Below are 13074 nucleotides of genomic sequence, written 5' to 3' on the forward strand. Positions count from 1 at the left end.
AGCGCCGCATGCTAAGGCAAACCAATTTTACGTACAGCAAACCATGCCAATACCGTCACAAGGGCAATAATTAGCCATGGTGGGATAAGCGTTAATAGGCGCTCAATAGGAAGCAATAAATACGTTAAGGCGACGGTACTGATCGTACGGAATACGTCGCCATGATTGCGAACGACGCTGGCTAAGGTGTTATTCAGTGGAGATTCAAGTGACCATGAAGGGAAGATAGATGATGGGTCTGCTAGGTTCGTACTAGATGCTTTTTTATCAGTCACGATAGCAGCACCCGTTAAGCTAATACCTAATTTAGCTGCAAGGTTGGTAGCTGCCTCATCCGATAACCACTTCTGCCAAACTTGGGGGTTATCACGCAGAAAAACAAAGGCTTGCTCCTCCCCGCTACGTTTGCTTTCACTCATCTCTAAAATAGCACCATTAAGCTCAGCGGGGCTAAATTGGATTTTTTTGAAAACATCTGCAAGCTCAGGATTGGCATCGATAAACGGGGTAGATACAGCGATACCTAAAGGCGATACAGGGAATCCCGACACACAATCAGCGGTGCCATAAGCAAGTAATAAGTCTTGCCAGCAGGCATCATCATGGGCAGGAAATTCCAATGCGGCAAAATCGTATTTTGCCATCAAACCTGTCGGCTGCCAGTAATAAAATAAGAGTGGCTTATGCTGCTCAAAAGCGGAAGCAATTTCAGCATCAAGGGCTGCACCTGTGCCGGGATGGGCATTATTAAAATCACTCTCCAAGCCAGTATTTTTCAGCAATCGCGTATTAAAAATCTCACATGTCCAACCAGATGGACAGTTCATAAAGCGTGATTTGCTGGGGTTTTCAGGGTCTTTAAACAGCTCAGCGTATTTAGGCAGATCTTGATAACGGCGTAGACCCGGGTTTTCGTCCAGTACATATTTAGGAACATACCAACCTTGGGTTGCACCGCCCTTAAGCGTGTCACCAATAACAGCGACTTTATTCTGCTCAATAGCTTGTGTCATGATGGGTGAGCGCCCTATCCACTGCTCTCCAATAACTTGGATATCATCTTGCGACAATGCTGTTTCAAGTGCAGGACCTGCTCCCGGCACCTCCTCTACCTGACAGCCATAGCCGCTCTCAATGATGTATTTTAAAACACCGCTTGTAAACTGACCACTCTCCCATGTCAATGCCCCAAATTTAATCGGTGCTTGGCATGTTGGCACAGCAGCTGATACTGGCAAAGACAGTAAGAGCGAGCTTATAAGCAATAAGCTAAATGCAATCCATTGGCGCACGGCGTTATCCTATTTATTGTCTTTACTATGAAAATAGCTGTCATCAGCCTAATTTGAGCAATTAATAAGCCTATCATCTACTACTGATTTTTATCTAAAACAAACAAAACTATCGTTTAGTGTCACCACAAAGTGTAGCGATTTATAACACTGATAACAAATGATTCTTTAGACAAAAAAATAGCACTTACCGTAGTAGATGCTATTGATGGAGGAATGTGAATAAATACTATCTATTTAATAAGGCAACTATTTTAAACTGCTATTTCAAAAACAGCGCCATTGCCTTTTTAAATAAGCCACCATAGGGCGGTAACAATATATTTAGCCCATTCAATTTGGATTGTACAAAGATAGGTTTCATATGACTCAAACGATCAAATCCAGCTTTACCATGGTAAGCGCCTGTACCTGAATCGCCAACACCGCCAAACGGCAAGTCATGCTGCGCTACATGCATAATCACCTCGTTGATACATAATCCGCCCGATACCGTATTGGTGCGTACCTTATCGATATCACGGCTATTATCACCGAAGACATATAGCGCTAACGGTCGTGGACGGGCGTTAATAAATGCAATCGCATTATCAAGAGTGTCATAGTGCATGAGTGGTAAAACGGGTGCAAATATCTCGTTTTGCATCAAATCACTCTCAGGCGCAGGCTCGCTGACAATAACCGGTGGCATGAGACGCGTTTCAAGATTAGACGTCGCATCAGTGAGTCTATAGACACCTTCACTGGATAAATTCTCTAAATAGCCTTTAACACGCTTGAACTGCTGAACATTAATAATGCGTGAGTAATCAGGATTGCTTTCAATATTGGGATAGTGTTTCTCCATCCACTCTCTTGCCAGACGCACAAATTCATCATGATGTTGGCGCTGAATCAGTACATAGTCAGGCGCGATACACGTTTGACCAGCATTTAAGGTCTTACCCATCATCACGCGATTGACAGCATTTTCTAAGTTAGCACCCTCTAGTACTATGACTGGCGACTTACCGCCAAGCTCAAGCGTGACCGGTGTTAGATTGGGTGCTGCCGCTGCCATTACCTTTTTACCAACAGCAGTAGAGCCAGTATAGAGCAGGTGATCAAAAGGCAGCTCACTAAAAGCCGCTGCAATCTCAACTTCACCGATGACCACACAAACCATATCTGCTGAAAAATAACGTGAAATGGTTTCTGCAAACGTTTGCGCAAATTGCGGCGCCGCTTCACTCATTTTAACCATGATGCGGTTACCAGCGGTAATCGCGTCAATCATCGGTCCTATCGCCAAGAATAAAGGATAGTTCCAAGGTACCATGATACCAACCACACCTAATGGCTGTGGCAAAATCTCATTATGGGCTGGCATATATAGTGCTGAAATCGATACTCGCTGCGCCTTCATCCACCTCTTACCGTGCTTTTTGGCATGACTGATACCCGTAAAGCTCGGAAACAGCTCGGCAAATTGAGTTTCTGATTCACTACGATAGCCAAAATCAGCACTGATAGCATTAGCAAGTAGCTGTTGATTGTCACTCAGCATCAGCTCTAGATTATCGAGTTGGTCTCTACGCGTTGCCCAATCATTGATAGGCTGAGTACGGCTTAGATTTTGCATGCGTGAGAACTGTGACTGCATATCTGCCACGGTTTTGATAATACTAAGCCCTTCGTGCTCATCGTATTTAGGATGCATCGCTTGAATCTGATTGTTTTGATCGCTGTCTGTCATATATCTTCCTTGTCATATACGTGAGAGTCAGCACGTTTTGTCAAATTTAAGACTCTATAGCTATTATTAGACACTAAAAATCACTGATATCACTCTATTATCCTTGTAAACGTGTTATCTATGCAACAAAGCCTAATAGTGAATAAGGCTAAAACCTCATTTTCTTAGATATTACTTTTGTTTAGTACTATTTAATGTAGCCCATTGATTCCTGAATGAACAGCATCTTTAATGCACCCATGCGTTTGTATACGATGCGTATCTGCTCACTACAAAGTGGCCTTTTGTGACTATTTTATTCTTTTATATTTTTCCAGTTCAATATAATTAAAATTAAAATTTGGGCGACAATATGAAAACTGCTACACTCAATGACAGTAATATTAACAATAGATAGCCCATTTTACATAACAAAAACATAAGACAGCCACTCTCATGCCAAATACTATGCAGGCGCTTAATACGCAACCACTTAATGAAAATCTTATCACAAAGTCACTCACTGCTGCTGACTATGTGGCTACTCTTGATGCCATGTTATCACGCACGTTAGAGCGTATTTCTCTTAAAAAAGAGCAAGGACTGCGTACGCCTGACGAGTTATGGATTGTCGATCACAATGACGTTTATACTCTTGGGCAAGCAGGTAAAGAAGAGCATATCCTGCAACGTACTAATACGCCTATCATTAAGACGGATCGCGGTGGTCAGGTAACATGGCATGGACATGGTCAGCTGGTTATGTATTGGCTGTTTGATTTGGACAGTATCAGCTGGAGTGTGCGCAATATGGTCTCACACGCTGAGCAAGCGATTGAGGATGTGGTCAATGACTGTCTCAAGAGCACAGCATCAACTGACACCAACCATATCAGCGCCCGTGCCCGCCGTGATGCCCCAGGTGTCTATCTATATGCTGATATGGCTACAGAAACGGACAGCGCTCCTACTAGTGATGAGATAGAAGTTGATAATACCATTATGATTGGCAAAATCGCGTCGCTTGGCTTTAAAATCAAGCATGGCTTTAGCTACCATGGTATTGCCATTAATTTAGATTGTGATTTATCAGCATTTAATGCTATCAACCCTTGTGGTTATGCTGGCATGCAAATGTTGCGTTTGGCGGATTTTGTTAATATGAACCAAGCGACCAATATACAGCCAAATAACCTACCGCTTACCGATGACAAAAAAACTCTTACCTACGAGCAATTTACGCAACAGCTCATCGACAATATCGCCCAGCGTCATGCAGGAGACATCCCATTGCGTGAATTAGCGCCAAAATAGGTATTTTTTGTATAATCCTTTTTTGCATAATATCGTGCGCGCTTAGACTTAAGCATTTTGAGAAAATTTGATTCAAACTTGTTATAATCGAACACGGTACAAATTGGGCGCAGTAACAAACCTTATACGCCGACTTTAACCCTTTACGATTCAAACATTCATAACAAAAGCAAATTGGAGTATTTTATGGCAGATTTTAATAAAATTTTGGACGCAGGCGACGTCGACGGCGGCATTATTAATGTCGTAATAGAAATCCCAGCTGGTAGTAGCCATAAAATTGAGTGGAATCGCGAGTTGGCCGTATTTGAGCTTGATCGTGTTGACCCACAGATTTTTGCCAAGCCTTGCAACTATGGTTTTATCCCACAAACTCTTGATGAAGATGGCGACGAGTTAGATGCGCTTATCATCACAGAACAGCCTTTACCGACTGGTATTTTCTTAAAAGCGAAAGTCATCGGTGTGATGAAGTTTGTTGATGATGGCGAAGTCGATGACAAAATCGTCGTCGTACCTGCTGACGACCGTGATACAGGCAACGCTTATAACAGTCTAGCGGACTTACCAAAGCAGCTGATCAATCAGCTAGAATTCCATTTCAGTCACTATAAAGACCTCAAAAAAGCAGGTACAACGGTGGTTGAATCTTGGGGTGACGTAGAAGAAGCCAAAGAAGTCATTAAAGAGTCTATCCAACGCTGGAAAGATCTATAAATTAAAATGAAATAAAATTGATAACAGTACCGCAGATATGATGATAACTGCGGTATTTTTTTGCTTGAATTTTGACTGCACAACAAGGTTATAATACCCCAATCTACTTATTATCATGCTCAAATAAGGACAGTCATGTTTGATTCTGATTCAGGCTCAAAACCTGCCAAAGTAAAATTACCGAAAACGGTTGTCATGATGGTCGAAAAAGGCAATCTGGTCATGGCGATTAAGACGTTAGCCGCTGACGAAAATATCAGTATGGATGCTGCAAAATCTCGCATCGATGCATACGAGCTTGCTCTCAAAAATCAGCAGCAGCAAAAATTAAACAGTATCGCTAATAAACAAGGCATTCCTAGTCAAGCCATGAACTTTGATAGAGAAACAGTCGAAGATGATACTGAGCGCTTGATTAAGAGTAAAGTAAAAAGCACACCAACGGAGCAAAGCTTCCAAAGCCTACAAGAAGGCGTTGACAGTCAGCTCAATGATTTAGGCTATAAAAAACCCCTACTGCCCTACTGGGCAAAGCGACTACTCATCATTGCTATAATTATGGCTGGGTTATTTTGGATAATGTGGCGTGTGTTTGGCTAGTCTTTTATAAGTTGTTCCATTATAGCAGTCTGTTTTCAGTGGTCTGTTAATAGGTTTTTGAAGCCTTTTTGGTGGTTCTCTTAGGGTATAATCTAATCAAACCTATTGAAATAGCTCATCTAGTTTTGCGACAGCATCATCATATTCTTTGCCTGGATCTAGAAATGCTGTTTTAAATGAATAGTAATCTGCCAAAAACTCCAATGAGCATCCGCCTAAAGATTTTGCTTTTTCCATAAGCTTCATTCTAGAATCAAAAGGTATATACCATGAGTCATCTTCTAATAAGCAATTAACTAACATATCAACATCGAAGCATTCTTCTACTGCTTTATCAAAGTTACTTAGAACATCTCTCTATTTTAAAGAAGGTAGGTGATTAATGAGTTTTAATTATTATAAAATTTCAAGACATGGCTCTGATGAACATAAGTTCATGTCCAAATGGACAAGTATTGTTGATTTCGTAGAAATATATGGTCATATAGAAATTAGTAATTATTTAAAACTAGAAAATAGCTTTATTAAGTTTTTAAAAATGTTCTATGATTTTTTTACGCAGCCTTTTAAGAGCTATGGGTATACAAGTCTAGCTTTTAATATAATTATATCTGAAGACTTAGAGAGTAATAGGGATTCATTGCTTTATTACGGAATGACTGATACAGCAAAAAGATTAAGTAAACTGAGCAAGTTAAACCTTAATAGTATTGCAGAAGATGATGTTTCTTTTCTTTTTAAATGTTGGGTTAGAGGGCTATGTAGCTTATATTTTTTTGATATTGTTACTAGCAGTTCTTTAAAGCCAATGGAGGACGATTTTTATTTCTCTTTAATCTTGCAAGAAGATATCGAGCTTAACGAAATATTCAGTTATGTAGATGGCGTTCATGTTTATGTAGATTTCGATCACTATACTTCTAATGAGAGCTATATACCTCCTATAAATATAGGTGAGAAGATAAAAATAAATACTCCTAAAGAGAGCGTACCCTAATAAATTATCTGATAATAAGAAATTAGGCACATAGCTGATAGTTCGATGCCTGTATAGCGCACCGATCACGAATAGGATATGCATGGTAAGTACACCATGAAGTACACTACAGTTATCACTATAATTCAAAACCTTGATACCATTAGCCTACAGCCTAAAATTCAAGTCCTCACTAGGGTACCGAACCGGCGAAAACACCTGATTGGTTCGTCATACGTATCGCTTAAACATCGCCAAATACTTGACGCCATTCATCGCAACGAGCCTCATCTCTTGCATCATAAATACTCATAGCAGATTCTAGATCTAAATCGAAGGCATCCTCATTATCTTCTGCTAATACTGTTAGTCGCATGGAATACCAAGCAGTGACGCCGCCTGGAGGGTTAGTATCGAATCTTGGAAACTTTGAGTCACCACCTTCAATATTTAACCAGTCATTGGCTAGATTTGGATTTAATGCCATACCACGACCTATACTAACCATATCGACCGCGCTACTTGCAATAGCATAAACAGCTTGCTGACGCGTTTTAAAACCGCCTGTCGCCATAATAGGAATAGTGGTTATCTGCTTTGCACGTTGTGCAAAACTAACGAAGTAAGGCCCACTACCAGAGCTGCTGTCTGAGCTTGCAGGAGCACCTGGAAAATAAGTACCACCGCTGATATCAATCAGATCGATAGAAGTCTGATCGATGATACCAATCATCTCCATAGCATCCTCTTCTGTTAGACCGCCTTCTAATTGATCGGTTGAGTTTATCTTAATACCAATTGGGAATGCATCGCCCACCGCCTCTCTAACGGCTTCTATCACCTCATATACGACACGGAATCTTCCTTCTATAGATCCACCGTATCCATCGGTGCGTCGATTGAACAATGGAGATAAAAACTGACTTAGAAGAAACCCATGTCCTGCATGTATTTGAACACCACCAAAGCCTGCATCTTTAGCAATCATGGCTGCGTTTGCATACATAGCTGGTAACGCCTCGATATCTTCTATACTCATCCCCTCGCATTGTAACTCTGCAAGATCTAAGGCAGAAGGGCCTTTAGGTTGACTGATAGGCAGATATGAAAGTGCTCCTGCGTGTCCAAGCTGTGGCCAAAGATGTGCACCATTGATAGATCCGCGGCGTGCCAAATCCTGTAATGCCTCGATATCTGAATTTGGGTTTAGTACTAAATTGCCAGGCTTCTCAGGATAATGAGGAGTACCTTGTACTTCGCCAATCAATGACAATGCTACGCCGCCTTGCGCCCAACGCTCATAAAGACGTGATTGAGCATCCGTTGCATCACCTTGCCCATCACCGAGAGAATCTGACATTGCAGCCTTTACCATTCGGTTTTTGAGCACCACCCCACAAGGCAGTTGAAGTGGCTGACCTAATGTTTCTGCTAGGTTAGATGAGTTAATTTTGGTCGTTGGTTGTTTCATTAATACGCTCCATCGTTATATTGAAATATCTCGATATTCTATGTTAATGCTACGCTGTCTTAAGATAGAACACCTCTAAATCTAGTAAGGCTGCTTACTAGATTTCTAGTAGCTCTTTCTCAACTTCATTAAGAAAAATTCTTATATTGGCCTCATGACGTTGATAAAATGTCCATTGTCCATGACGTTCAGCAATGACCAATCCTGCTTTTTTTAATACACCCATGTAATTTGAAATGGTTGATTGTGACAATCCTGCTTTTTCTTGGATATATGCCACACACACACCGTCTAAATCAGCGTGCTCTGGTAATGAGGCTGGAAAATTCGATCTGTCTTTTAGCCATTCAAGGATTTGACGGCGCATGGGATTATTAAGGGCGGATATTACATTTTCTATATTCATAAACCATGATATCTCGATATGTAATTAGAAGTCAATGTAGAACAGTTATTAAAGTATTGGAAAGTTCAAAATGTACGATTGCTCTTATAACGAGCCTTATGTTAAATAGAAATCCACCGCCTACCTATTTATTAATATTTTAAGGCACTAAAAAAGGATACCGAAGTATCCTTTTTGATTTTATGTTAGCGCTAATAGAATACTATTCTAGTGATGCTCACCCGGTAAGATTCTGGCAAAGGCACGTTGAGCAAGGTTTGGTTTTTTATCTGTGGTCTGAGCGGCACGAGTGCTCGGGAAAATGCGATAACCCATCGATTGAATACCAACGTTAATCGCTGGTGCTAATGAATAAGTAGCCGATGCAAACTTGCCCATGTTGCTGGCAATACTGTTTGGCTTATGAACGATCGCTTTGGCGACCATCATTGCCGCCTCATCTGGCATAAGCGCTGGCATATAACGATAAAGCTTAGTTGGCTCAATCATCGGCGTGCGTACCAATGGCATAAAGATATTGGTTATCGTCACATTATCGCCTTTGACTTCGGCAGCTAGACAACGGCTAAAGGCATCCAAGGCCGATTTTGAGGCGACATACGCGGCAAAACGCGGACTGTTTGCCAATACACCAATGGATGAGATATTCACAATTTGACCCGTTTGACGTTCAATCATCGTCGGCAAAAACCCAAGAATGATTTTGACTGCGCCAAAGTAATTGATATCCATGGTACGCTCAAAATCATGGAAACGTTCAGTGGATTCGTGAACCGAGCGTCGTATCGAGCGACCGGCATTATTTACCAAGACATCAACGTGACCAAAGTCCGCCAAAATTTGCGTGCTAACCTTTTCAATGGCATCCATATTGGTCAAATCACAAGGATAATAACTTGCCTTACCACCAAGCTCTTCGATACTTTCTTTAACCGCTTTTAGCTTCTCTTCAGTACGTGCCAACAAAATGACATGAGCACCGCATTCACTAAGCAAAAAAGCAGTACGCTCACCAATACCGCTTGATGCCCCCGTTATAATAATATTCTTGTCTTGAACTGCTTTACCGATTGCTTTTTTTGAGGGGTTAGCCATGAAACATCCTTTTAAAAATTAGACTTCCGTTAATATTTACCTAAATCATAACAAAGAAATATAGGTTAAAGGAAATAAATAAGCAATAAAGCCAGTTTAACTGGATAGACATTCTTATTAGATGAAGTATAGATCACTTTGTGCTCGACATATGCTCTTCATTGTTTATTCATGAGCATTCAAAAAATCCTCTACCACACGGAACTGTCCGGTGGTACTTTCCTCACCATACATGGCTTGCCTAAAAGCGTTAGAGTTCGGAATACCGGTGGTATACCAAGCAATGTGCTTGCGAGCAATACGGCAGCCTGAGTATTCACCATAAAAACCGTATAGCTCTTCTAAATGTGTCAGTACAATTCCTTTTATCTCGCTAACACTGGGTGATGCCAGCGTCTCACCTGTGCGCAAAAAATGCTCAATATCGCGAAATATCCATGGTTGTCCTTGGGCAGCGCGTCCAATCATCACCGCATCACAGCCGGTCAACTCATAAACACGCTGCGCTTTTTGCGCGCTGTCTATATCGCCATTTGCGATGACTGGAATGCTAATACTTTCTTTGACCTCACGTATCAGCTCATAACGCGCCTCTCCGGTATACATATCTTCACGCGTGCGTCCATGGATGGCAATAGCAGCTATACCCGCTTGCTCTGCTCGCTTTGCAACGCGCAAAATATTTTCACGTCCATTCTCATAGCCCAAGCGCGTTTTTAAAGTAACGGGCGCATCGACGGCATTCACCGCAGCATCTAGCAAGCGCGCAACCAAGTCTTCATCTTGCAATAGTGCAGAGCCTGCCAATTTACGGCAAACCTTTTTGGCAGGGCAGCCCATATTAATATCAATAATTTGTGCACCATTATCAATCTGATAACGCGCCGCTTCTGCCAATTTATCAGGTTCAGCTCCAGCAATTTGTGCCGAAATAGGCGCGATTTCATTATCAAAATTGGCACGATAGAGCGATTTTTTGCGCGCATACAATGCCGTATCAGCGATAATCATTTCACTGACTGCATGACCTGCACCAAAAGATTTGCACAATCTGCGAAAAGGATTGTCTGTCACGCCAGCCATCGGTGCAACTATCAAACGGTTCTCAATCGTCAAGCCGCCAATCACGAGTGGCTGCAATAAAGGATGGTCTGAGGTAGGATTAGACGAAAGTAAAACTGGAGAATCAATAGACATAAAAAACGGCTTGATTGGTAATGAAAACAAGCCGTTATTCTAAGGATTCGTGCGCATATTGCAAGGGATTACGTAATCATTTGCTCAGCTCATAAAGTTTATCAACATTGAATGTCCTGTTTAATATACCTATTTATCAAACACACTGCCCTGCTCAAGCGTTATATCTTCATCATGCTCTTGCATACGCCACGGTAAAATATCTGGTGAGACATTGACAAAGTGTAGATACTTCTCAAACTGATCGATAATGTCATTAATAATCGACACTGATTCATAACCATATAAATCATAGGTCTGACCACCACGGCGCAAATACACTTCAGCACGGTAATGGTGCTCTTGCGGCAATTTGTTTGCCATATCTTCCGTATAATAATCAGGAATATCATGCTCTGATAAGCGAACCTCGTACCAGAACTCCACATTATCGCCACTTCTCAATTCTAATACAGCGCGGTTATTGATCTCATCATAATTCACATCAGGCAACCAACCTGTATCGGCGAACTTCTCAGCCACTTCGTGCATAGAAGATAAAATCGTTCCTCTGATATAACTAAGCACTTTATCGCGTGTTGGCTGCTCAGTCATATAATCAATACGCTCGCGCCAAGCCTCTAGTTTCAGTAGATGCGGTGGCAAATGGTTGTCGTTACCTAAACTCTGGTTACGATGACCTTCAATACGCAGCGCTCGCCACATGCCAAATATCGAAATTAATATGATAACGGCAAAGGGTAAGGCGCTGACAATAGCGGCAGTCTGCAATGCTGTTAGTCCACCAGCGACCAGCAGCGCTGCAGCAACTGCCCCTTCAGTCACTACCCAAAATGTACGTTGCCACCATGGCGTATCACTACGACCACCGGCTGCAAGCGAGTCAATCACCAAAGACCCTGAATCCGATGAGGTCACAAAAAAGGTAATAATTAATAGTACTGTTAATGACGACACTATCTGAGTAAAAGGTAAGTTCTCTAATAATTTAAATAATGCAATTGCTTGGTTGTTCTGCACTTCAGTAATGAGTGCATCATAGCCATCAACCATAATCATATGGAGCGCTGTATCGCCAAAAACTGCGAACCAGAAGAATGTAAAGAAGGTTGGTACTAACATCACGCCTAATACAAACTCACGGATAGTACGACCCCGACTAATCTTGGCAATAAACAATCCGACAAAGGGTGCCCAAGCAATCGTCCATGCAAAGATAAAGAGTGTCCAACTGCCGATCCAATCACTCGATTGATAAGCCTGTAAACTAAAAGTACGCTCAACAATATTGCCTAAATAGCTGCCCGTGTTTTCCATAAAGGCGTTTAGAATAAAGATGGTTGGACCCACGATAAAAACAAACAGCATCAGCCCCGTTGCTAACATCATGTTCAAAATTGAGAGTCGCTTTACCCCTTTATCCATGCCAGCGAGAACAGATGCCAAAGCTGCTAGTGTCACCAGCGCAATGATAATCACCTGAACTGTAATACTAACAGGTATCGTATTTGGTAATAGATAATTTAACCCGGCATTGATCTGTGATACAGAAATCCCCAAACTGGTCGCAATACCGAACATCGTGCCCACAATGGCAAACACATCAACAGTATGTCCAATCGGACCATAAATTTTATCACCAATCAATGGATATAATGTCGAGCGCATGGATAGTGGTAAGCCATGACGAAAAGAGAAGTAAGCCAGTGACAAACCAACCACACCATAGATCGCCCAAATATGAAAACCCCAGTGAAAATAGGCAATTTGCATCGCTTCTTTGGCAGCTTCAATAGTCTGCGGCGTTGAAAGCGGCGGACTGGCAAAGTGTATGACTGGCTCTGCTACGCCATAGAATAATAAAGCAATCCCATACCCTGCAGAAAACAGCATGGCAAACCATTCAAGAAAATTATACTCAGCCTGAGCATGATCTGGTCCCAGTTTAATACTGCCATAAGACGAAAACGCCAAGACAATAATAAACATCAAAAATATAGCGACTGCTAGCATATAGAACCAGCCGAAAGTCTCGGTGGTAAAATTCAGAACGGTGCTAAATAGTTCCCCAGCAGACTCAGGATTAATGGCAGTACCAATCACTAATAGCAGCATAATGGCTGCTGCCGGCACGAAGACGGGCAATAAGATAGTAGAACGGGAGGATTTGTTCTTCATAAGCAGATTCTTATATTAACGATCAAGTAGACTTAATGTTTACCACAAACCGATTACTAACCCCAGTATTGCTGCCCATTTGTCACATTACTTGAACTATTGTTACAGCACTAT

At 41.6% G+C, this 13074-nt stretch carries 12 protein-coding genes; 4 read left to right on the top strand and 8 right to left on the bottom strand.

The window, feature by feature from the left end:
- Positions 1–11 precede the first annotated feature (11 nt).
- Positions 12–1292 (bottom strand): ABC transporter substrate-binding protein, encoded by a 1281-nt coding sequence (locus tag FQ083_RS01595; protein ID WP_262880817.1) that lies wholly within the window; start codon positions 1290–1292, stop codon positions 12–14.
- Between the two features lie 262 nt (positions 1293–1554).
- Positions 1555–3027 carry a coniferyl aldehyde dehydrogenase gene (locus FQ083_RS01600; RefSeq protein WP_149408537.1) on the bottom strand — a complete coding sequence of 491 codons (1473 nt, stop codon included), beginning with the start codon at positions 3025–3027 and terminating at the stop codon, positions 1555–1557.
- Between the two features lie 435 nt (positions 3028–3462).
- Here FQ083_RS01600 and lipB point away from each other — a divergent pair, with 435 nt between their 5' ends.
- The 3 genes from lipB to FQ083_RS01615 all read left to right on the top strand — a co-directional run bounded on the left by lipB (position 3463) and on the right by FQ083_RS01615 (position 5637).
- On the top strand, positions 3463–4320 hold the full coding sequence (gene lipB / locus FQ083_RS01605) for a lipoyl(octanoyl) transferase LipB (RefSeq protein WP_149408539.1): 858 nt from the start codon (positions 3463–3465) through the stop codon (positions 4318–4320).
- A 186-nt stretch (positions 4321–4506) separates the two neighbouring features.
- A complete protein-coding gene (locus tag FQ083_RS01610; RefSeq protein ID WP_020443289.1) occupies positions 4507–5037 on the top strand; it encodes an inorganic diphosphatase in 531 nt (176 codons plus the stop codon).
- Between the two features lie 135 nt (positions 5038–5172).
- Positions 5173–5637, top strand: coding sequence for a hypothetical protein (locus FQ083_RS01615; protein ID WP_020443288.1), 465 nt, complete (start codon positions 5173–5175; stop codon positions 5635–5637).
- A gap of 102 nt (positions 5638–5739) precedes the next feature.
- Here FQ083_RS01615 and FQ083_RS12780 read toward each other — a convergent pair whose 3' ends face one another.
- Positions 5740–5874 (bottom strand): hypothetical protein, encoded by a 135-nt coding sequence (locus tag FQ083_RS12780; RefSeq protein ID WP_020443878.1) that lies wholly within the window; start codon positions 5872–5874, stop codon positions 5740–5742.
- 145 nt (positions 5875–6019) lie between these two features.
- Here FQ083_RS12780 and FQ083_RS01620 point away from each other — a divergent pair, with 145 nt between their 5' ends.
- Positions 6020–6634, top strand: coding sequence for a hypothetical protein (locus FQ083_RS01620; RefSeq protein ID WP_149408541.1), 615 nt, complete (start codon positions 6020–6022; stop codon positions 6632–6634).
- A 223-nt stretch (positions 6635–6857) separates the two neighbouring features.
- Here FQ083_RS01620 and FQ083_RS01625 read toward each other — a convergent pair whose 3' ends face one another.
- The 5 genes from FQ083_RS01625 to FQ083_RS01645 all read right to left on the bottom strand — a co-directional run bounded on the left by FQ083_RS01625 (position 6858) and on the right by FQ083_RS01645 (position 12960).
- On the bottom strand, positions 6858–8084 hold the full coding sequence (locus FQ083_RS01625; RefSeq protein ID WP_149408543.1) for an NADH:flavin oxidoreductase/NADH oxidase family protein: 1227 nt from the start codon (positions 8082–8084) through the stop codon (positions 6858–6860).
- A 97-nt stretch (positions 8085–8181) separates the two neighbouring features.
- On the bottom strand, positions 8182–8490 hold the full coding sequence (locus tag FQ083_RS01630) for an ArsR/SmtB family transcription factor (protein WP_075103753.1): 309 nt from the start codon (positions 8488–8490) through the stop codon (positions 8182–8184).
- A gap of 207 nt (positions 8491–8697) precedes the next feature.
- Complete coding sequence (locus FQ083_RS01635; RefSeq protein ID WP_020443284.1) at positions 8698–9585, bottom strand: SDR family NAD(P)-dependent oxidoreductase; 888 nt, start codon at positions 9583–9585, stop codon at positions 8698–8700.
- 165 nt (positions 9586–9750) lie between these two features.
- Positions 9751–10782 (bottom strand): tRNA dihydrouridine synthase DusB, encoded by a 1032-nt coding sequence (gene dusB, locus FQ083_RS01640; protein WP_149408545.1) that lies wholly within the window; start codon positions 10780–10782, stop codon positions 9751–9753.
- A gap of 129 nt (positions 10783–10911) precedes the next feature.
- Positions 10912–12960, bottom strand: coding sequence for a BCCT family transporter (locus FQ083_RS01645; protein WP_149408547.1), 2049 nt, complete (start codon positions 12958–12960; stop codon positions 10912–10914).
- Positions 12961–13074: the final 114 nt, after the last annotated feature.

This window comes from Psychrobacter sp. ANT_H59, assembly GCF_008369225.1.
In the GTDB taxonomy this organism is placed as follows: Bacteria; Pseudomonadota; Gammaproteobacteria; order Pseudomonadales; family Moraxellaceae; genus Psychrobacter; species Psychrobacter cryohalolentis.

Bases quoted from the DNA above. Each gene is read 5' to 3' on its own strand.
- FQ083_RS01600 (WP_149408537.1), bottom strand. From the start codon at position 3,027: ATGACAGACAGCGATCAAAACAATCAGATTCAAGCGATGCATCCTAAA.
- lipB (WP_149408539.1), top strand. From the start codon at position 3,463: ATGCCAAATACTATGCAGGCGCTTAATACGCAACCACTTAATGAAAAT.
- FQ083_RS01610 (WP_020443289.1), top strand. From the start codon at position 4,507: ATGGCAGATTTTAATAAAATTTTGGACGCAGGCGACGTCGACGGCGGC.
- FQ083_RS01615 (WP_020443288.1), top strand. From the start codon at position 5,173: ATGTTTGATTCTGATTCAGGCTCAAAACCTGCCAAAGTAAAATTACCG.
- FQ083_RS12780 (WP_020443878.1), bottom strand. From the start codon at position 5,874: ATGGAAAAAGCAAAATCTTTAGGCGGATGCTCATTGGAGTTTTTGGCA.
- FQ083_RS01620 (WP_149408541.1), top strand. From the start codon at position 6,020: ATGAGTTTTAATTATTATAAAATTTCAAGACATGGCTCTGATGAACAT.
- FQ083_RS01625 (WP_149408543.1), bottom strand. From the start codon at position 8,084: ATGAAACAACCAACGACCAAAATTAACTCATCTAACCTAGCAGAAACA.
- FQ083_RS01630 (WP_075103753.1), bottom strand. From the start codon at position 8,490: ATGAATATAGAAAATGTAATATCCGCCCTTAATAATCCCATGCGCCGT.
- FQ083_RS01635 (WP_020443284.1), bottom strand. From the start codon at position 9,585: ATGGCTAACCCCTCAAAAAAAGCAATCGGTAAAGCAGTTCAAGACAAG.
- dusB (WP_149408545.1), bottom strand. From the start codon at position 10,782: ATGTCTATTGATTCTCCAGTTTTACTTTCGTCTAATCCTACCTCAGAC.
- FQ083_RS01645 (WP_149408547.1), bottom strand. From the start codon at position 12,960: ATGAAGAACAAATCCTCCCGTTCTACTATCTTATTGCCCGTCTTCGTG.